Here is a 22,164-nt window from a genome sequence, read left to right as displayed (position 1 = left end):
TATAGATTTTATTCCAAAAAGAAACCCCGAAGTACCATACTTCGGGGTTTCTTTTTGGAATAAAATTAAAAAATAACATCCTCATAGGTTGTTTTAATTTTTATATGGAAAATTATTCATTTGCCTTATTGTATTAGGTTGAATTGATAGAGTTGATGAAATGATTTACTTTTAAAAAGTAGAAGAAAGGTGTCAAAGTATAGGTTAGTTTTGGGGTTTTATTTTTAATGCAAGAATATATTTTGCCAATTTTCAAAGGATCTAACATTTTTTAATATATTTGCTAAATCGATTTAGTAAATAATAATTTTTAGGATATATGAAAAAAATATTTTTTGTTTGCTTTTTTATTTTTGTTTTCAATTCAGTTGTGGATGCGCAAGAACTGAAATCACCTGATGGGAATTTGAAGTTGTCATTTCATCTCAATGAAGTTGGAACACCAATTTATTCGTTAAGATATAAACTAAAAGCGGTAATTAAGGAAAGTAAAATGGGCTTCGTTTTAAAGTCGGATATTTTATTTAATGAAAATTTTAATCTTCTCGGCACTCATTTTCAAACGGAGAATAGTACTTGGCAACCCGTATTAGGAGAACAAAAGGAAATAAGAAATCATTACAATGAAATGAAAGTTGAACTCATACAGAGCAAAAGTGAAAGGAAAATCACAATATGTTTCCGTTTGTTTGATGATGGTTTAGGATTTCGTTACGAATTTCCAGTTCAGGAGAATCTTAGACATTTTATTATTCAGGAAGAAACAAGTGAGTTTAATTTGGTTGGAGACCATAAGACTTTTTGGTTGCCAGGAGATTATGATAGCAATGAATATAAGTACACTACTTCTAAAATTTCTGACATTCCAGCTTTAATGGTTCATGCTTATGACGAATCTCTTGCAGCTCAAACAAAAATTAAAAATTTAGCCGTTCAAACTCCTTTGATGATGAAAACCGATGAAGGACTTTATATTAATATTCATGAAGCTGCTCTAACAAATTATTCAGCCCTATTTCTAAATGTAGATAGTAAAACATTTGCGCTGAGTTCGCACCTAACTCCAGATGCAGTAGGCAATAAAGGGTACATGCAGACAGGAAGTCATACACCATGGAGAACTATAGTAGTAAGTGATGATGCTCGCACAATTTTGGCTTCAAAATTGATTTTGAATCTTAATGACCCCTGCACATTTGAAGATACTTCTTGGATAAAACCAGTTAAATATATCGGGGTTTGGTGGGAATATTTCATAGGAAAAGGTTCGACATGGGCATATTCTGATGATCAGGATGTTGTAATAGGAACTACAGATTTTTCTAAATTAAAACCGAACGGAACTCATGGAGCAAATACTAAGCATGTAAAAGAATATATAGACTTTGCTGCAACAAATGGTTTTGATGCCGTACTGGTAGAAGGATGGAATGAAGGTTGGGAAGATAATACTGCTTTCAAGAAAGAGCGTATTTATAGCTTTACAAAATCATATCCTGATTTTGATGTCAAAGAATTAAGTAAATATGCCACTCAGAAAGGAGTTAAAATAATTATGCATCACGAAACGACCTCCTCTACCGTTGAGTATGAAAGGCAATTGGATGATGCTCTTCGGTTTATGGTTGATAACAATTATAATGCTGTAAAAACGGGATATGTAGGTCCAATTATTCCTAGAGGAGAACATCACGATGGTCAAGCCATGGTTAATCATTATAGTTATGTGGCATGTGAGGCTGCAAAACATAAGATTATGGTAGATTCTCATGAAGCGGTTAGACCTACGGGATTAAATCGTACTTATCCCAATTGGTTTGCCCAGGAATCGGCTCGAGGAACTGAATTTGAATCCTTTGGAGGGAACAATCCAGATCATACTACCATCCTGCCTTTTACACGATTGATGGGTGGTCCTATGGATTATACTCCAGGAATTTTTCAAGGAGATTTATCAGTTTATGGGGCTAAAAAAAACAAGTTGAGTTCTACGCTTACCAAACAATTGGCATTGTATGTAACGATGTACAGTCCTCTACAAATGGCGGCCGATTTACCCGAAAATTACAGGCGTTTTAACGATGCTTTCCAATTTATAAAAGATGTGGCATTAGATTGGGACAACTCTTATATTCTAGAAGCTGAACCGGGTGATTATATTACGATTGCTCGAAAAGCAAAAGGCAAAAACGAATGGTTTGTGGGGGGTATCACAGACGAGAATCCCCGAATTGCAACGATTGATTTTAGTTTCTTGCCTCTTGGAAATTCATATGTAGCAACCCTATACGAAGATGGGAAAGGGGCGCACTATCAAACCAATCCACAATCGTACAACATTCGAAAAGTAATTGTAAACAGTAAAACTAAACTAAAACAACAATTGGCTGCGGGTGGTGGAGTAGCTATTTCAATAAAATAATTTAAAAGAAAATAAAAATGAGTATGAAATTTTATCCATTGCAATTTGATCCCATTCTGAAAGAAAGAATTTGGGGAGGAGAAAAACTTAATACCGTCCTCAATAAACCAATTACTTCAAAAACAACTGGAGAGAGTTGGGAATTATCAACGGTAGAAGGAGAGGTAAGTTGTATCGCAAATGGTATATTAAAAGGGCAATCATTAACCCAAGTTATCGATGAATATCCCATTGAGATTTTAGGAGCAGCAGTTTATGATAGATTTGGCAAACAGTTTCCTTTGCTGTTAAAATACTTAGATGCTCGTGAAGATTTATCGATTCAGGTGCATCCTAATGATGAGTTGGCTAAAAAGCGACACAATTCTTTTGGAAAGACGGAGATGTGGTATATTATGCAAGCCGATGATGATGCCAAAATAATAGTTGGATTTAAAGAAAAATCGAATGCAGAAAATTTTTCAGAAAACTTAAAAAGCAATACATTACTAACTATTCTGGATGATGTAAGTGTAAAAGCAGGGGATGTTTTTTTTCTGGAAACCGGCACTGTTCATGCAATAGGTGCAGGATTGGTAGTAGCTGAGATTCAGCAAACATCTGACATTACGTACCGACTTTATGATTTTGACAGAGTAGATTCGCAAGGAAACACAAGAGAATTACACGTTGATTTGGCTCTGGAAGCTATTAATTACAATAAAGTTGACACTTATAAGAGTTACGATAGCGTATTTAATCAATCAAATAGAATTGTAGATTGCCCTTATTTTACAACTAATTTTATTCCCTTAAATGGAGAAATTACGGTTAATAAAACAGACAAAACATTTACGGTTTATATGTGTGTGGATGGTGCTTTTGAGATAGAGTTTGACAATGTGAAATTTCAATATAAAAAAGGGGATACGGTTTTAGTTCCTGCTACCATGAATGCATTTGGCCTCAATGGGAAAGCTTCAGTTTTAGAAATATTTATTTCATAAGTAGCTATTCTCACTGGAAGAAAGTGTTGTTTTGTCAAATCAATGATTAGTCGAGAATCAAATTTTAATACGGAATTATTTATCGTTCAGTTATAAGAATATCTCTGTATATAGTTTCAATTACTATGATTTTATTGGTTTATTAACTTTTAAAAAACATTTGTTTTAAAAAAATAGTTACTAAATCGATTTTGTAATTATTTTTAATTATATTTGTGACAGAATTAGTAACTGTTTAAGAAAAAATTAACTCGTTAGATGAAAAAAATCACAATTAAAGATATCGCAAATGAAGCTGGAGTTTCCATCTCTACGGTGTCTTTTGTTATTAATGATAAAGGCGAGAAAATGGGCATTAGTGCCGCGGTTATCAAAAAAGTAAAAGATATTGCCGAAAAGCTGTACTATAGACCTAGTATGATTGCAAGTAGTCTTAGAACTGGAAAAACAAGATCTATTGGGCTTATTGTAGAGGATATTTCCAATCACTTTTTTTCGCAATTAGCACGTGTTATTGAAAACGAGGCGGGGAAACTTGGTTATAGAGTTTTTTATTGTAGTATTGGTAATGATGATAACGAATCTGATGAATTGGTACAGAGTCTTCTTCAGGCAAATGTGGATGGATTTATTATAACTCCTACCAAATTAATGGAGCAGAGCATTGACAATCTGTTGAAATTAAATAAACCAGTAGTTTTAATAGATAGATATTTTGCCAATCAAAATGTTAGTCATGTTGTCATGGATAATTACGAAGCGGCTTATTCTGCAACACAATATTTAATTAATTCTGGATATCAAAACATTGCTCTGGTTAACAATTCATCAGGAATGATACAAATGCAATTAAGAGAAAAAGGGTATACTGATGTGATTAAAAAAAATAATCTTTTTAATGAATCCAATATTCTTTATATTGATTATCCAAATGAAGAAGAAAATAGGGTTTCGGAAATCACGAAATTTTTAAAGAAGAATCCAAAGATTGATGCCGTTCTTTTTTTAACAAATTATTTAGGCCTTGCTGGACTTCATGTGGTTAAAAATATGGGGTTACAAGTTCCTAAAGATTTAGCTATAGTAAGTTTTGATGACCATTATAGTTTTAGACTCAACACACCTACTATAACTGTTGTAGAGCAGCCTTTAGAAGAAATAGCCGTGCAAGCAGTTGAAATTCTTATGGGTCAAATGGTTGATGAAAAAAAAGGTGAGGTTCATAAAGTAATGAAGAAAGGAAAGTTGGTGATTAGAGAATCAGTGTGAATGGAGTGATTTTAATTTTTTTATAAATTTAATAATAAGTATAAAATAATCTAGAAATGCCACATAAGTAAATTTTTTACTTCAAAACCTTTACTACGATAGCTTGAAACACTCAAATTTAGGATTAGTTTTTTTTAGATGATTTACTAAATCGTTTTTGTAAATCAAACATGAACAGGGTTGCTTTTTTTAATTCATTTACTAAAACGATTTAGTAAATAACATATTGACCTTCTTAAAATGTAAAAGTTTAAAGGAGTGACCTTAATGAAAGGATATATTGAAATTGAATTCTTTTTTATTAATAATTTTTAAATAAACCAAAAACAAATTAACAAACCAAAAACAATTGCTTATGAAACGAATTATATTAGTGTTAGGTCTGGTAATGCTTAGCTGCATAGGAGTAGCTGCGCAAAACCGATCAATAACAGGAGTAGTCGCAGATGCAGAAAAAAAGAGTATTGCCACTGCAAATATAAAGGTAAAAGGAATGTCTATTAGTACAATGTCGGATTCTGAAGGGCATTTTACGATGTCAGTTCCTGAGGGAAAAATTACTTTGACAGTATCTTCTATTGGGTTTATTTCAAAATCTGTAGAAGTTGGTGCCCATGAAAATAATATTACAGTTTTGCTAGCTATTGGCACAACAGAATTAAAGGATGTAGTGGTTACCTCATTTGGGGTAATGAAACACAAGAAAACATTGGGGTATGCTGTTGGTGAGGTAAAAGGAGATGATTTGACAAAAACCAAAGAGGTAAACTTAGCGAACGCATTACAAGGAAGAGTTGCGGGTGTAAATGTTTCTGCACCAGCTACTGGGCCATCAGGTTCCAGCCGTGTGATTATTCGTGGGGCTACTTCAGCTTCTGGATCAAACCAGCCTTTGTATGTGGTAGATGGTGTTCCTATTGACAATACTCAGCAAGGTAATGTCGGTTTGTATGGCGGGGCCGATAAAGGAGATGGTATGTCTTCTTTCAATCCAGATGATATCGCTTCTATGTCAGTATTAAAAGGGAGTGCAGCATCTGCTCTGTATGGTTATAGAGGTTCTAATGGGGTAATCTTGATTACCACCAAAAAAGGAAAGTCAGGTAAAGGAATAGGAGTTGATTTTAGTACAAGTATTGTCGCTAGTACGGCCATAAACCATCTGAAATGGCAAGATCAGTACGGAATAGGAGCGCCTGGTAATGCGGGTATTCCTACAAGAGAAACCACTTTGGATAATATTAGAGATGCTTATAATTTTACTTGGGGAGATAAATATGATGGTTCTTCAATAATCGGTGTAGACGGTCAGCCACATACTTATTCAGCTAATGGGAATAATAATATCAAAAATTTCTATCAAACAGGAATGAACTTTACCAACACTTTGGCAATTTCTGGAGGAAACGAAACTTCTAATTTTAGAGTGTCTTTTGGAAATACTAAAAATGAGTCTATCATGCCAGGCACAACTTTTGGTAGAAATAACATAGCTTTTAATTTTTCTTCTACTCCAAATACAAAAGTAAGTGTAGAAGCAAATGCTCAGTATATTTCTGAAAAATCTCACAACAGACCTTATTTGAATGATGGCCCGAGAAATGCCGCCTATGTGGTTACTTTTTTGAGTCCGCAAACTGACATTAATTGGATGAAGAATCCCTATAATGCAGATAGAGGAGAGGCGGATTACTTAGGTGGAAATGATTACAACACAGTTCCGTCTTTTGCTACTTCCCAAGATTTGAATGATGACCTTAGAAAACGTTTTATAGGTTCTACTAATCTAACTTATAATATTACGGATAAATTTTATGCAAAAGCAGTAATTGGTATTGACGACATTAGTTATGAATTTGAAGAAGTTGAACCAACAGGAATTTCCTATAATCCAGCAGGAAGTATCGAAAACAGAATTGAAGACCGTACAGAGTTAAACACTTCTGCTTTCTTGGGGTATAAAGGAGATTTAGTTAAAAATCTTACATTAGATGCTTTTGTTGGTGCAAACCGCCAGCATAATAGATATAGTGGAATAAAAACGAGAGGAAATGGTTTTATAGTACCGTTTGAATATTTTTATGGAAATACCACGCCAGACAGAACTGAAAAACTGTTTTCAGAAAGCGAAGTAAACTCAGTGTTTTATTCGGCAGATTTTGGATATAAAAATTACTTGTTCGTAGGTTTAACAGGTCGTGAAGATTGGTTTTCTACTTTGGACCCATCAAATAATAGTACTTTTTATCCCTCTGTGAGTACAAGTTTTATTTACTCTGATGTGATAGACTTACCAGAATGGATGTCGTATGGTAAGTTGAGAGGTAGTTGGGGTAACGTTGGGGGAGCATTGCCTGATGCTTATGCTTTAAATCTGTCTTATGCTACTCCCAATGGGCAAACCGATGCTCAGGGGCAACCAATTTTGGGAATTAAAGGAGAGACTATTCCGAATAGCAAATTGAAACCTTATAATGTAAGTACTATTGAATTTGGTTTTGAGAATACATTTTTCAATAATAGACTTAGTACCGATTTGACTTTTTACAGCAAGAGAACTACTAATGATATCACTGATGCAGATGTTTCTGTTGCTTCTGGTTATAAAACCACAAAAATTAATGTGGGTGAAATTTTGAATCAAGGTGTGGAGTTTGCCATAAATGCAAAAGCTATCAAAACAGAAAATTTTACGTGGACTATAGGATATAATATTGGGTATAATGATAGTGAAGTAGTTGGCTTGGCCGATGGAATAACCACTAAGACATTAGATGGGAATAGAGATGGTAGAGCCACTGTAGCTTTAGAAGTAGGGCAGCCTTTTGGAGTTATCAAAGCTTATGATTATTTGAGAGATAAAAATGGTACTATTCTGCTTAACGCAAGCGGAAGATTTGAAAGAGGTGACTTAATTATAGCAGGGCAAGGTGTTGCACCAGTGGCAATGGGATTTACTAACGATTTTAAATATAAAGCGTTTACACTTTCGGCTCTTATAGATGCAAAATTTGGAGGAGAAATATATTCTGCTACAAATCAGTTGGGAACACGTTGGGGTTTAACCGAAATGACATTAGAAGGTCGTGAAGGAGGAATTCATGTTACAGGAACTGATGTTAACGGTAATAGCGTAGACAAACAAGTTCCAGCTTATGATTATTGGAGAGCGGGTTATAGTCAGATATCATCAAATTTTGTTTATGACGCTGATTTTGTCAAATTGAGATCAGTTTCTTTAAGTTATGCTTTCCCAAAAGAATTAATAGGGAAAACAGGATTTCAAGCAATCAACGTAGCTTTTTCTGCTCATAATTTATGGACGTTATATAGTGCAACTCCAAATATAGATCCAGAATCAAACTATTCTAATAGTAATGCTCAAGGTCTTGAAAGAGCAACTTTGCCTTTGACTAGGAATTATGGTCTAACTCTTAATGTTAAATTCTAATAATAAAAATCTTAAGATGAAAAATCAATTTATAAAATTATTTTCTATCGCAATTGTTAGTGCAATGACATTAACTTCATGCGAAAACGGATTCGAAGAAATGAACACGGATCCAAATGCTTTAACAACTCCATCACCGAAATCTATGTTTACGCTAGCAGAGGTGTATATGGATGGACAAGACTATTCGAATACCAGGGCCAATAACATATATGCAGCCCAAATTGTACAGCAATTTTCCTCAATAGGAGGATCTGGTTCAGTATACTCCTATGATGGAGGGTATTCAGGGTCGCTTTTTGGAGAATCGTATGGTAAAGGGTTGAGTCAAATTTTTCAGTTAATGTCGGTTTTACCCAATACGACCGAAAATTCCAATATGATTCAGGCTTGCAGAATAATGAAGGTATTTATGTTCCAAAAATTGACCGATACTTATGGTGAGGTTCCTTATTTTGAGGCAGGTAAAGGATATAATGGGAATATTTTTTCTCCAAAATACGACACCCAACAAGCAATCTACAACGATCTTTTGAAAGAGTTGGACGAGGCAGGTGACGCACTAGATGCCAACAAGCCTTTTGTAGGTAATGCTGATTTGTTTTATCAAAGCGATGTTGCAAAGTGGAAAAAAATGGCTAATTCATTGATGTTAAGAGTAGCGATGCGTTTGTCTAAAGCAGATGCTGCTAAATCGAAACTCTACGTAGAAAAAGCTTTTGCTAAAGGAGTATTTACGTCTAATGTTGAAAGCTTAGTTCTAAAACATGATTCTAGTCCACAAGGTGTTAAAACCAATCCAATTACTTCTACTTGGGTAATTAATGATTTGCAAAATGGAAAAGGAAACATAAAATTCAGTAAAACCTTTATTGATTTGTTGAAGAATAACAATGATCCCCGTTTGAGAATTTATGCTAAATTGGAAGCGACACAAGACAACAATCCAGCAAATCAACAAGGACTAGCCAATGATGCAAAAGTAATTCCTGGTGGTGACAGTCAACTTTTCTCGGATCCAAACACTTCAACGGTGTTGCGTACAGATGCTCCTACCTTAATCATATCTTATGCTGAGGTTCAATTCTTTCTTGCCGAAGCAGCCGTAAAAGGATGGAATGTTACCGGAACCGCTAAACAGCATTACGAAGATGGGGTAAAAGCTGCAATGGAGATACTAACAATATTTGGAGACAAGGTTCCGGCGGTTACTACTGCTGAGTATAATGCTTATATAACAACTCCTGGTATCGCTTTTGATGCTCCCAATGCTTTAAAGCAAATTGGAACTCAAAAATGGATAGTTCTATTGTTTAATGGGATTGAAGCTTTTTCAGAGTATAGAAGAACAGGATTTCCAGTTTTAGTTCCTGTTAACGCTCCAGCTGGGGTAACTAACGGAACTATTCCTAGAAGATTGGTTTATGATCAATCTGAGCTTTTTACAAATAGTGCCAATTATAAGGAAGCGATACAACGTCAAGGTTTAGATTTAATGACAACTAGAGTTTGGTGGGATAAATAAGTTTGGGTTAGGTTAGCTTAATATAAGTCGGGTAGGTTGTTCCTCCCGGCTTACTATTAAGTTTTTAGTTTTGTATTTTTTTAAACATTTACTAAGGTATAAAAAGAGTTGTTATTTTTTAAGGTTTGGTTTATTGCTTTTATCACCTCTTTTTTCGCAACAGATAATTTTTACTGTCTGCTGAAAAAAATGGAGTTATCTTCAGCAAACTATTAGATGAATATACTTAATTTAACATCTTTAATTACAAGTATTTTCGTGGTAACACAAAGCTGATTTGGGTTGTTTTATAATGATTTAGAAATAAAATTTATTTTTTTATAAATTAATTAATCCAACAAATTATAGCCTAGTAAGGTCCTTAAAGTTTTAAGAGAATATAAAACCGCTCAGGTAGAAAATAATAAAAGATATAAAGCTTGGAATAAGCTTGGCAGAAGGAAAAAGGAGATAGTTTTTGAATATTTTTGTTAGTTATTCTGAAATGCAACCCTGAAAAGAGAAGGAATTAATTGTGCTGCAAGAACAATCCTTCTCTCGCTGCCAACTATTAAGTAAATGTTTCAAAATAAACCTTTACTAAAGCACTTTTGTTTATTCTAGAAAAATATAAACACACCGTAATAATGGTAGTAAACTCAGTAACAATGAAATATAAAAAACACTTATATTGGTTTTTCTACATTTGTCTTGCAAACTTTTCATTTGTGGTCAGTGCCCAAAATATTGATATTCAAAAAGGATGGCAATACAGAGAAGCGGGTGCTTTAAAGTGGTATTCGGCCACAGTTCCAGGAGAAGTGCATACTGATTTATTGAAAAATAAATTAATATCAGACCCTTTTTATCGTGATAATGAGAAAAAATTACAGTGGATAGAAAAAAAAAATTGGGAATATAAAACCACTTTTTTGGTAACCCCTGCTACGATAAAGAAAGTATATGCAGCACTCGTTTTTGATGGATTAGATACCTATGCAACGGTGTACTTGAATAAACAGTTAGTTTTAAAAGCCGATAATATGTTTCGTCAATGGCGAGTAGACGTAAAAAAAATAATAAAACCAGGCAAGAATGATTTAGTAGTTGTGTTTCAATCGGCACAAAATGTAGTTGATTCGCTGGCCAAAAAGGATCTTCCTTTTGTAATTCCTGACAACCCTCGCGCGTATGTGCGTAAAGCGCAGTATCATTTTGGTTGGGATTGGGGACCTAAATTTACCACTTGTGGCATTTGGAAATCGGTTCGGTTAGAAGCTTATGATGAAAAAGAAGCCGAGAAAGTATATAAAGTGCCACACCAATACGAATTGGTTCAAGATGTCGATACTATAGGGAAGTCATTTTATTTTAAAATTGATGGTACCCCAGTGTATATGAAAGGAGCCAATTATATTCCTTCGGATGCTTTTCTTTCTAGAGTGACCCATAAAGAATATGAAAAAGTTATTTTGATGGCAAAAGAGGCCAATATGAATATGTTACGTGTTTGGGGTGGTGGAATTTATGAAGATGATTATTTCTATGATTTATGCGATAAAAACGGAATTTATGTTTGGCAAGACTTTATGTTTGCTGGAACGATGGTGCCAGGAGATAAAGCTTTTTTTGACAATGTAAAAGAAGAAGTAAAATACCAAGTGAAGCGTTTGCGTCATCATCCTTCGATCGTGGTTTGGTGTGGGAATAATGAAATTGATGAAGCTTTTAAAAATTGGGGATGGCAAAAAACATTCAAAATGAATCAAAAGGATTCTATTCGCTTGTGGAATGATTACAAACGATTGTTTCAGGACAGTATTCCAAAATGGGTTAAAGAAGTAGATCCTAATCGTCCTTACGTAAGCAGTTCCCCATTGCTTGGGTGGGGAAAACCAGCGAGTATTACCCAAGGCGATAGTCATTATTGGGGCACTTGGTGGGGACTGGAAGATGTTGAAGTTACCCTAAAAAAAACGGGTCGTTTTGTGAGTGAATACGGTATGCAGGCGATGCCGAATTATGCTAGCACGGAGAAAATAACTATTGAAGAGGATCGCCATTTGTATTCGGATGTGTTGAAAGCGCATCAAAAAGCGGGTAAAGGTTTTCATAAACTGAATTCCTATTTGCAACGCTATTTCAAAGATACTACTTATGTAAAAACGTGGTCAGTCAAAGATTATACCTATCTCACACAATGTTTACAATATTATTCTTTTAAAAATATAATCGGAATCCATCGTTCAAAAGCACCGTACAATATGGGGACCATTTTGTGGCAACTCAATGATTGTTGGCCTGTGGCAAGTTGGAGTATTACAGATTACTACAACCGTCAGCCAAAAGCGGCTTGGTATGCCGTGAAAGAAGCGTATCGGGATGATGTCAAACCAGTAGTCGATTTGACTCGCCCCATACATTTAAAGCTAGAAAATCCAGCTATACAATTTAAAATAAATGGAAGTAAAATAGTGCTGATAGCCAATAAAGACGCAAAATATGTTTGGATAGACATCAAAGGGTACACCGGAAGATTGAGCGACAACTATTTTGATCTGAAAGCTGGACAACAAAAGACGATTATTATCGAAAGTCCAATTTCAAAACCAAATATCACTATTACATCTTTGTATGAGGTGTTGAAGAGAAACAGATAATTTGTATTAAATTTTGATTATGGAGGTTTTTAAATTGCCTCCAGCTTTAGCTGGAGGAAAATGAATTAATCTGTAGTGGCTTTAGCCAAAATAACATATAAAATGGAGAAGATGAAACAAAATAAATTGTCATTCGCAATTATTGCTGTGTCACTTGTACTATCGGTTTTTCCAACCTATTCTCAAGGGAAGACGAACAAAAATGCGGATGCAAATTACACCCAATACGTGAATCCGTATATCGGTTCTGGAGGACATGGACATGTTTTTGTTGGAGCCAATGTTCCCTTTAGTGCTGTTCAATTGGGACCTTCTACAATTTTTGAAGGTTGGGACTGGTGCAGTGCCTACAATTATTCGAGTAACACCATTTTGGGATTTACCCACACGCATTTGAGCGGAACTGGAATTGGCGATTTGAATGATATTCTGCTTTTACCCCTTACGGGAAAAGTACCCCTGCAAAAAGCAACTAAAGAAGAGGCAAGCGGCTATGGTTCTACCTTTTCTCATACTAATGAGGTGGTAAAACCAGGTTATTATAGTGTTCTTTTGGATAAATATAATGTAAAAGGCGAGTTGACGACTACTGAAAGAGTCGGTTTTCATAAATATACTTTCAACTCGAAAGACGAAGCACACGTATTGTTGGACTTGGCAGATGGTGTGGGATGGGATAGTCCAAAAGAAACTTTCATCAAAAAAACTGGAAACAGAACCCTAGTGGGATACCGTCATTCTAAAGGATGGGCTGCTGATCAGCGTTTGTTTTTTGCCATGGAATTTTCAGAAGATATTTCGAATGTTTCGCTTTATGACAGCACTTCGGTTGTAAAAGGAATCGACGGGAAAGGGTTAAAAATGAAAGCCGTACTTGATTTTAAAAACAAATCAAAGAATGTTATTCTGGTAAAAGTGGGGCTTTCCCCCGTGAGTTATGAAAATGCTTTGACGAACATAAAAGCTGAAATTCCTACTTGGGATTTTGCTCAATCGGTTCAACAAGCAGCTGCCAAATGGAATAAAGCTTTGGGGAAAATCGATATTAAAGGCGATGCCGATACCAAAACAATTTTCTATACGGCTTTATATCACACTATGTTTGCGCCTTCGATTTTTAATGATGCAAATGGTGATTATAGGGGAACAGACAAGAAAGTCTATAAAAACGCAGGATTTGTAAACTATACCACTTTCTCTTTATGGGATACCTATCGGGCCTTACATCCGCTTTATACGATTACCCAAGAAGATAAAATCAACGATATTGTCAAAACGTTTTTAGCGATTTATCAGCAACAAGGGAGATTGCCAGTTTGGCATTTGATGGGGAATGAAACCGATTGTATGAACGGGAATCATTCTATAGCTGTTATTGTTGATGCTTATTTTAAAGGGTACAGAAACTATGATGTAGCATTGGCTTTTGAAGCCATAAAGAAAACGGCTATGCAAACTCGAGCTGGAATGGATTATGTTCAGAAAGTTCAGTATATACCTGCCGACAGCCAACTAGAATCTGTTGCCAATGCAATGGAATACGCCATTGACGATTATTGCATAGCCAAAATGGCAAAGGACTTGAATAAAATGGACGATTATGCTTATTTCACTAAAAGAGCAGCGTTGTACAAACAATATTTTGATAAAAATACTGGATTTATGAGGGGGAAATTAAAAAATGGGCAATGGCGAGAACCATTCAACCCGCTTTCTTCTGCCCATCGTAAAGACGATTATGTAGAGGGAAATGCTTGGCAATATACTTGGCTGGTGCCTCAAGACCCTTATGGTTTGATTGAATTGTTTGGAGGAGATGATCCCTTTATCCAAAAATTCGACCAATTATTTAAAATTAACGAAAAAGTAGCAGGCGAAGAAGCGTCTCCCGACATCAGTGGTTTGATAGGTCAATATGCTCAAGGAAATGAACCAAGTCACCATATCCCTTATCTTTATGCGTATGTGGGACAACCCTGGAAGACCGCCGAAATTGTCCGTGAAGTTTTTGATACATTCTATACCACTAAAACTGATGGAATCTGTGGTAACGAAGATGTGGGTCAAATGTCAGCATGGTACGTACTCTCTTCTATGGGATTCTATGCTGTAAATCCTGCCAATGGCATTTACGTTATGGGAAGCCCAGCTGTTGATGAAGCCACAATCCACTATAAAAAAAATGTTTCTTTCAAAATACTGGCTGTGGATAATAGCAAAGCGAATAAATACATTCAAAAAGCAGCATATAATGGGAAGCCATATACCAAATCGTACATCACCCATGACATGATTATAAAAGGAGGAGAACTCAAATTGTATATGGGGAGTCAGCCTTCAAAGACTTTTGGGGTGTTGAAAGTGGATAGACCTTTGTAGAAGTTTTTAGTTTTCAGTCGCAGTTTTCAGTGATCGGCCGCATGTATCTAACTCCTTTGGAGAGGGGTTGGGGATGAGGTTTTTAAAAACTATTTTATATTAAAACTATGAAATCGCTATGACATCATTTCTCGTAAGCACCAATGAAGATCTGGCGATACCATATTCAAATAAAAAACAAATATTAGCTACATATGAAAATAAAGAGTTTAATTATTTCGAGTTTACTATTACTTTGCGTCCAAGTAAAAGCACAAACCAAAACGTTCGATCCAGTCGATTATGTAATCCCTTTGATGGGAACACAATCTGCGCCTAACCTTTCAAATGGGAATACTTATCCCGCTATTTGTAGACCTTGGGGAATGAATTTTTGGACGCCACAAACTGGTAAAATGGGAGACGGATGGTGCTATACGTATACTGCTGAAAAGATTCGAGGTTTCAAGCAAACGCATCAGCCATCGCCTTGGATAAATGATTACGGACAGTTCTCCATTATGCCTGTAACGGGTAAATTGGCATTTGTCGAGGAGGATCGTGCAAGCTGGTTTAGTCATAAATCAGAAATAGTAACCCCTTATTATTACAGTGTTTATCTTGCCGATTATGATGTGACAACAGCAATTACCGCTACCGAAAGAGCCGCTCATTTTCAATTTACATTTCCACAAAATGACCAATCTTCAATTGTAATTGATGCTTTTGATAAAGGATCTTATATAAAAATTATTCCGTCCGAGAATAAAGTTATGGGTTATACTACTCGTAATAGTGGTGGTGTAGCCCCTAATTTTAAAAATTATTTTGTTTTAATTTTTGACAAACCATTTGCTTCAAATTATACTTGGAGTGGGTCAGTTTTAGATAAAGCAAAACTTGAAATGAAGGCCGATCATGCAGGAGCTGTAGTCGGATTCAAAACGAGTAGAGGAGAAATTATAAACGTAAAAGTGGCTTCTTCTTTTATCAGTATGGAACAAGCAGAATTAAATTTGCAACGGGAATTAGGGACCGCCACTTTTGAGCAAACAGTTTCAGAATCTAAAAAGGAATGGAATAATGTTTTAGGAAAAGTAACTATTGAAGGGGGAACTGACGAACAACTTAAAACTTTTTATTCTTGTTTGTATCGTACCGCTTGTTTTCCACAAAAACTATACGAAATTGATTCGAACGGGAAAATTATTCATTACAGTCCATTTACTGGTAAAATTTTGCCAGGTTATATGTTTGGCGGAACTGGTTTCTGGGATACTTTTAGAGCATTGTACCCAATGCTGAATTTATTTTATCCTTCCATAAATAAAGAAATGCAAGAAGGATTGGTAAATGTCTATAAAGAGGGGGGCTTTCTTCCAGAATGGTCGAGTCCTGGATATAGAGATTGTATGGTAGGTAATAATTCGGCTTCAGTAGTTGCAGATGCTTATTTAAAAGGAGTGAAAATTGAGGGTATTCAAACTTTATACGAAGCACTTTTAAAAGGAGCAAACAACGAAGGGCCTGATGCCACGGGAAGAAAAGGTGTTGGATTTTACAATAAATTAGGATATGTGCCTAATGATGTTGGAATAAACGAAAGCGCCGCAAGAACATTGGAATATGCTTATGATGATTTTACAATCTGGGAATTGGCCAAAGTGTTAAAAAGACCTAAAAAAGAAATTGAATTGTACGAGAAACGTATGATGAATTATAAAAATGTATTCAATCCAGAGTTTAAGTTGATGAGTGGCAGGGGTAAAGATGGAAGTTTTCAGAAAAATTTTAATCCATTCAAATGGGGAGGAGATTTTACCGAAGGAAATAGTTGGCATTATAGCTGGAGTGTGTTTCATGACATAAATGGCTTGGTTAATTTGATGGGAGGACAAAAACAATTTGTGTCTAAATTGGATGCCGTTTTTACTTTGCCTCCTGTTTTTGATGACAGTTATTATGGTTCGGTTATTCATGAAATTCGTGAAATGCAAATTATGAATATGGGGCAATATGCACACGGGAATCAACCGATACAGCATATGATTTATTTATACAACTATGCAGGCGAACCATGGAAAACGCAATACTGGTCCAGAGAAGTTATGAATCGTTTATACAAACCAACTCCGGATGGTTATTGTGGGGATGAAGATAATGGGCAAACCTCTGCTTGGTATGTTTTCTCTGCCATGGGATTCTATCCTGTTTGTCCTGGAACGGATGAATATGTTCTTGGCGCACCATTATTCAAAAAAATGACGTTGCAATTAGAAAATGGGAAACAAGTTATAATCAATGCTCCTGGTAATTCTGAAGAGAATAAATATGTTCAGGAATTAAAATGGAATAATGCAACCTACAGCAAGAATTATATCAATCATTTCGAATTATTAAAAGGTGCCGACTTGCATTTCGATATGAGTAATTTGCCTAATAAACAAAGAGGAATTTCAGCAAAGGACTTTCCTTATTCTTATTCAACATCAAAATAAAATAGTATGCAATCAAGACGAAAATTCATAAAAAATACAGGGATTTTTTCAGCTGGACTTCTAGCCTTGCAAAGTGATGCTTTTGCTTTACATTCGAATTCGATTTTTGATTTAGGATTAAAAGACTTTGTGAGTCAACGCCCCCCTTTGGCACAAAGGAAATTCACTAGTGATGCAATTGAAGCGGCTATTGTTCGCATCAAAAAACAGATTGCGAATCCTGAGTTAGCTTGGTTGTTCGAAAATTGTTTTCCCAATACATTAGATACCACAGTCGATTTTGAAATCATAGATGGTAAGCCAGATACTTATGTAATTACGGGAGATATTGATGCGATGTGGCTTCGAGACAGTACGGCACAGATTTGGCCTTATATTCCTTTTGTGGCAGCAGATAAAAAATTAGGCGAACTAGTAAAAGGAGTAATAAACCGCCAAACAAAATGTATTTTATTAGATCCTTATGCAAACGCTTTCTACAAAGATTTTAATAAAATTAGCGAATGGAAAAATGATATAACCAAAATGAAACCAGGCATCCATGAACGAAAATGGGAAATTGATAGCCTGTGTTATCCTGTTCGATTGGCTCACGGTTACTGGAAAGAAACTGGCGATATAAGCATGTTCGACAACCATTGGAAAGGGGCAATGAATCTGATTTTGCAAACATTCAAGGAACAACAAAGATGGACGGATAAAGGGCCGTATAGTTTTCAGCGGGAAACGGCTTGGGCAACAGATGGAGTACCGTTGTCTGGATATGGTTATCCTGTAAAACCTTGTGGATTGATTGTCTCTACTTTTCGTCCAAGCGATGACAGTACCTTGTTTCCGTATTTAATTCCAAGTAATATGTTTGCTATTGAGGTGCTTGGGTATTTGATCGAAATGTTCTCTTCTCCAAAAATGAAGGATATGGACATGGTTGCCAAAGCTAAAGAATTGCAAGATCAGATAAAAAAGGGATTGAATGAATATGGAATTATAGACCACCCTAAGTTTGGAAAAATCATTGCCTTTGAAGTAAACGGATATGGAAGTTTTCACTTTATGGATGATGCTAATGTACCTTCTCTACTGTCATTGCCTTATTTGGGAGCCATTAAACCAGATAGTTCATTATATCTAAATACACGAAAAGTGGTACTCTCTGAGAATAATCCGTTTTTTTATAAAGGAAAAGCGGGCGAAGGAGTTGGAGGGCCACATACGGGAGCTGATACCATTTGGCCAATGAGTATTATTCTAAGAGCAATAACTAGTGTTGACGAAAAGGAAATCCGAATGTGTATTAGCAATTTGATAAAAACAAATGCCGATACAGGTTTTATGCACGAGTCATTTCATAAAGATGATGTCACAAAGTTTACTCGCAAATGGTTTGCGTGGGCGAATACATTGTTTGGAGAGTTAATTGTACATACTAGTGTGAAATATCCTCAAATCTTAAAGGATAAAAACATTTAGGCAATATCAATATCAATGGCAATGACAATGGCAATGGCAATGTGAAAATCAATAATGTGTGTTCGAAATCAATAAATAATATAAAAATGAAAACCATAAAACTCCTTTTTTTGTTACTTCTTATCACTACTGGTATAACTGCTCAGAGCAATAAAAATCTAGCTGTAATCGCATATTATACAGGCGATGATAAACAAATAAATGAATTTGAGGTAAATAAATTAACTCATATTATTTATAGTTTTTGTCATTTGAAGGATGGTAAGTTAAGTGTGGATACTGCTAAAGATTCCTTGACTATTAAACATTTAGTTTCCCTAAAAGCTAAGAACCCTCAACTAAAAATCATGTTGTCTTTAGGAGGTTGGGGAGGTTGTGAAACCTGTTCTGATGTCTTTTCTACCCCAAAAGGAAGAGAGGATTTTGCAAAATCGGTAAAAGAAGTTAATGCCTATTTTAATTGCGACGGATTAGATTTGGATTGGGAATATCCAACTATAGAAGGATTTCCAGAGCATCATTATCAAGAAGCCGACAAAAAGAACTTTACGGAACTTATTAAAATACTTCGGCAAACTTTAGGAAACAAGAATGAACTAAGTTTTGCTTCTGGAGGCTTTCAAAAATATTTGGACGAATCCGTTGAGTGGAAAAAAATAATGCCATTGGTAGATCGTGTAAACATTATGAGTTATGATTTGGTAAATGGTTATTCAAAAGTTACAGGACATCATACCCCATTGTTTAGTACTAAAAAGGATGAAGAATCTACGGATAAAGCGGTAACCTATTTGTTGAAATTAGGAATACCTGCAAAAAAAATAGTTATTGGAGCTGCCTTTTATACAAGAGTTTGGAAAGAGGTGTCTAATAGCAACAATGGTTTATACCAATCAGGCATACCAACTGCTGGTGTAAATTTCAAAGAATATACCACATCATTTACCACAGCAAACGGTTGGAATTATTTTTGGGACCAAAAGGCAATGGCAGCCTATTGGTATAATGAAAAAGAGAAATTATTTGCTACTGGGGATGATATCCCTTCTGTTAAAGCAAAAACGACCTATGTAATAAAAAACAAACTTGGAGGAATTATGTTTTGGGAACTGGTTTTAGACAGCCCTCGCAATGGCATGGTCGATGCGATATACCAAATAAAAATTGCAAAATAGTTCAAATAGAAATTAATGTGTCTTTCAAAATTAGAATCACTCTTAAAAAAACAAAAACCGTTATGCCATTCAAAAAAATAGTTTTACTACTTCTTTTATTCGTTTCAGGGCTAATGAAAGGGCAACAAATACTTCCAATTATCCCGAAACCCGGGGATATAAAAATGGGTATAGGCAATTTTATAATTGATGAGAATACAGCTATCCATTACCATAAATCCCAAAAAGAGTTAAATCCTAATGCTATTTTTTTGGCTAGCTGTATTAAAAACATTTCAGGATTATCTTTGAAAATAAATAAAAAGACAGCCAAAAAAATTGAATTTGTAATCGAAAAAGGAGTTCCAGATGAAGGGTACAAATTAAAGGTTTCGCCTAATTCAATAGTAATAAAAGCGAGCAGTCATAAAGGCATCTTTTATGGAATGCAATCCGTATTACAAATACTTCCTGTGGTACGAACCAATGCAGCATTAGCAGTACCTGTTATGGAAGTGAATGATTATCCTCGTTTTAAATGGCGTGGAATGATGCTCGATGTAAGCCGTCACTTTTTTGGTACCGAAGTGATAAAAGAATACCTCGATCTCATGGCGTCCTATAAAATGAACGTTTTTCACTGGCATTTGGTTGATGGTGCAGGTTGGCGTTTGGAAATCAAAAAGTATCCAAAACTTACGCAACAAGCGGCTTGGCGAGTAGATGACTTAAATAAACCATGGAACTGGGCTGAGGTAGCGTTTAATGCAGACCGAAACAAGTCAACTTATGGAGGATATTATACACAGGAACAGCTAAAGGAAATTGTGGCCTACGCCAAAGCCCGAAATATTACCGTAGTTCCCGAGATAGAAATGCCAGGTCATTCTGAAGCTGCAATGGCCGCTTACCCTGAATTATCTTGTAATTCTGCAACCAATTTTGGTCAATCTGGTGATTTTTTCGCCAGTAAAATGGAAGGTAATTACTGTGCAGGAAATGATAATTCTTTTCTCTTTATTCAGGATGTATTGACTGAGGTAATGGCTATTTTTCCATCTGCTTACCTACATATTGGTGGTGATGAGGTTGATAAAACAAGCTGGAAAAACTGCGTTAGATGTCAAGCTAGAATGAAAGCCGAAAATTTGAAAGATGAAAATGAATTGCAGAGTTATTTTATACGAAGAATAGAAAAGTTTTTAGTTTCAAAGAACCGAAAAATGATTGGTTGGGACGAAATATTAGAAGGGGGGTTAGCACCCGAAGCTACAGTGATGAGCTGGCGTGGAGAAGCTGGTGGAATTGAGGCTGCCAAAATGAAACACAATGTAATTATGACGCCCAATTCTCCTTGTTATTTTGACCATTATCAAGCGGGACCAGAGGGAGAGCCATTAGCTATAGGCGGTTTCAATACCGTAAAAAAAGTGTATGATTACGAACCCATTCCTAAAGAATTAAATAAAGAGGAAGAGCAATATGTAATGGGCGGACAAGGGAATGTATGGACAGAATACATAGCTACTACCAAACATCTAGAATATATGGTGCTTCCCCGTATGGCCGCATTAGCCGAAGTGTTGTGGTCTCCAAAAGACACTAAAAATTGGAATGATTTTAAGGAACGATTGCAGTATCATTTTAGAGGATATGATCAAAAAGGGCTAAATTATTCTCCCGGGAATTTTACGGTTAGTATAAAACCTTCTTTTCAAAACGAACAATTGCAGGTAGCTCTTTTTACAGAAGCGTTGCATGGAGAAATACTTTATACAACTGATGGATCTGAACCGACTTTGCAAAGTCTGAAATACGAACAGCCTATAAAAATTAATTCATCTTTAGAATTAAAAGCAGCTACCGTAGTAAATAATCAGATTAGGAGTGTTCAGGCTGCAAAACAAAATTTCGTCATGCATAAAGCAATGGGAAGTCCAGTAGTTTACACTAATCCGGTAAGTGAATATTATCTTGCTGATGGACCTAATTCTTTAACGGATGGGGTCAGGGGGACTAATGCAAATGGTAAATATTGGCATGGTTTTTTTGCAAAAGATATGGTGGCAACAATTGATCTTGGAAAGGGGAAAAGTATAAAAAGCATAGCTTTGGGATGTTTGCAAAATTATAACGACTGGGTTTTTTTACCCCAATCTGTAAAATTTGAAGGGTCGTCAAATGGGACGGATTATGCAGAAATAAAAACGGTAAACAACCCGATCGATGCCAATCTAAAAAACATGAAGTATGATTTTGTTGCGGCTTTTAACCCTCAAACGGTAAAGTATATTCGAGTGACTGCAAAAAATAGTCTCTGTCCTCTAGGTCATAGTGGCGAAGGAAAATCAGGGTGGCTATTTGTAGATGAACTGATAGTGGAATAAAATTA

At 35.5% G+C, this 22,164-nt stretch carries 11 protein-coding genes; all 11 read left to right on the top strand.

Annotation, left to right across the window (positions count from 1 at the left end):
• Window positions 1-319 precede the first annotated feature (319 nt).
• The 11 genes from FNW52_RS08245 to FNW52_RS08195 all read left to right on the top strand — a co-directional run bounded on the left by FNW52_RS08245 (window position 320) and on the right by FNW52_RS08195 (window position 22,159).
• Window positions 320-2,422 carry a glycoside hydrolase family 97 protein gene (locus FNW52_RS08245; RefSeq protein ID WP_143376972.1) on the top strand — a complete coding sequence of 701 codons (2,103 nt, stop codon included), beginning with the start codon at window positions 320-322 and terminating at the stop codon, window positions 2,420-2,422.
• Window positions 2,423-2,439: 17 nt separating this feature from the next.
• Complete coding sequence (locus FNW52_RS08240) at window positions 2,440-3,408, top strand: type I phosphomannose isomerase catalytic subunit (RefSeq protein ID WP_143376971.1); 969 nt, start codon at window positions 2,440-2,442, stop codon at window positions 3,406-3,408.
• Window positions 3,409-3,666: 258 nt separating this feature from the next.
• Window positions 3,667-4,677 carry a LacI family DNA-binding transcriptional regulator gene (locus FNW52_RS08235; RefSeq protein ID WP_143376970.1) on the top strand — a complete coding sequence of 337 codons (1,011 nt, stop codon included), beginning with the start codon at window positions 3,667-3,669 and terminating at the stop codon, window positions 4,675-4,677.
• A 355-nt stretch (window positions 4,678-5,032) separates the two neighbouring features.
• A complete protein-coding gene (locus tag FNW52_RS08230) occupies window positions 5,033-8,128 on the top strand; it encodes a SusC/RagA family TonB-linked outer membrane protein (protein ID WP_143376969.1) in 3,096 nt (1,031 codons plus the stop codon).
• Between the two features lie 16 nt (window positions 8,129-8,144).
• Window positions 8,145-9,653: a SusD/RagB family nutrient-binding outer membrane lipoprotein gene (locus FNW52_RS08225; RefSeq protein ID WP_143376968.1), complete on the top strand. Its 1,509-nt coding sequence runs from the start codon at window positions 8,145-8,147 to the stop codon at window positions 9,651-9,653.
• Window positions 9,654-10,300: 647 nt separating this feature from the next.
• Complete coding sequence (locus FNW52_RS08220; RefSeq protein WP_143376967.1) at window positions 10,301-12,292, top strand: glycoside hydrolase family 2 protein; 1,992 nt, start codon at window positions 10,301-10,303, stop codon at window positions 12,290-12,292.
• Between the two features lie 111 nt (window positions 12,293-12,403).
• Window positions 12,404-14,671 (top strand): GH92 family glycosyl hydrolase, encoded by a 2,268-nt coding sequence (locus FNW52_RS08215; protein WP_143376966.1) that lies wholly within the window; start codon window positions 12,404-12,406, stop codon window positions 14,669-14,671.
• Window positions 14,672-14,865: 194 nt separating this feature from the next.
• Window positions 14,866-17,148: a GH92 family glycosyl hydrolase gene (locus FNW52_RS08210; protein WP_143376965.1), complete on the top strand. Its 2,283-nt coding sequence runs from the start codon at window positions 14,866-14,868 to the stop codon at window positions 17,146-17,148.
• 6 nt (window positions 17,149-17,154) lie between these two features.
• Window positions 17,155-18,618 (top strand): glycoside hydrolase family 125 protein, encoded by a 1,464-nt coding sequence (locus tag FNW52_RS08205; RefSeq protein ID WP_143376964.1) that lies wholly within the window; start codon window positions 17,155-17,157, stop codon window positions 18,616-18,618.
• Between the two features lie 86 nt (window positions 18,619-18,704).
• The gene (locus FNW52_RS08200) at window positions 18,705-19,793 is read left to right on the top strand and encodes a glycoside hydrolase family 18 protein (RefSeq protein WP_143376963.1); all 1,089 of its coding nucleotides are present in this window, start codon (window positions 18,705-18,707) and stop codon (window positions 19,791-19,793) included.
• 62 nt (window positions 19,794-19,855) lie between these two features.
• A complete protein-coding gene (locus FNW52_RS08195; RefSeq protein ID WP_143376962.1) occupies window positions 19,856-22,159 on the top strand; it encodes a glycoside hydrolase family 20 protein in 2,304 nt (767 codons plus the stop codon).
• Window positions 22,160-22,164 lie beyond the last annotated feature (5 nt).

Source organism: Flavobacterium sp. ZT3R18, assembly GCF_007097385.1.
In the GTDB taxonomy this organism is placed as follows: domain Bacteria; phylum Bacteroidota; class Bacteroidia; order Flavobacteriales; family Flavobacteriaceae; genus Flavobacterium.
The sequence above is the reverse complement of the archived record's forward strand: the minus strand, read 5'-3'. Positions and strand labels throughout refer to the sequence as shown.

Bases quoted from the DNA above. Each gene is read 5' to 3' on its own strand.
- FNW52_RS08245 (WP_143376972.1), top strand. From the start codon at position 320: ATGAAAAAAATATTTTTTGTTTGCTTTTTTATTTTTGTTTTCAATTCA.
- FNW52_RS08240 (WP_143376971.1), top strand. From the start codon at position 2,440: ATGAGTATGAAATTTTATCCATTGCAATTTGATCCCATTCTGAAAGAA.
- FNW52_RS08235 (WP_143376970.1), top strand. From the start codon at position 3,667: ATGAAAAAAATCACAATTAAAGATATCGCAAATGAAGCTGGAGTTTCC.
- FNW52_RS08230 (WP_143376969.1), top strand. From the start codon at position 5,033: ATGAAACGAATTATATTAGTGTTAGGTCTGGTAATGCTTAGCTGCATA.
- FNW52_RS08225 (WP_143376968.1), top strand. From the start codon at position 8,145: ATGAAAAATCAATTTATAAAATTATTTTCTATCGCAATTGTTAGTGCA.
- FNW52_RS08220 (WP_143376967.1), top strand. From the start codon at position 10,301: ATGAAATATAAAAAACACTTATATTGGTTTTTCTACATTTGTCTTGCA.
- FNW52_RS08215 (WP_143376966.1), top strand. From the start codon at position 12,404: ATGAAACAAAATAAATTGTCATTCGCAATTATTGCTGTGTCACTTGTA.
- FNW52_RS08210 (WP_143376965.1), top strand. From the start codon at position 14,866: ATGAAAATAAAGAGTTTAATTATTTCGAGTTTACTATTACTTTGCGTC.
- FNW52_RS08205 (WP_143376964.1), top strand. From the start codon at position 17,155: ATGCAATCAAGACGAAAATTCATAAAAAATACAGGGATTTTTTCAGCT.
- FNW52_RS08200 (WP_143376963.1), top strand. From the start codon at position 18,705: ATGAAAACCATAAAACTCCTTTTTTTGTTACTTCTTATCACTACTGGT.
- FNW52_RS08195 (WP_143376962.1), top strand. From the start codon at position 19,856: ATGCCATTCAAAAAAATAGTTTTACTACTTCTTTTATTCGTTTCAGGG.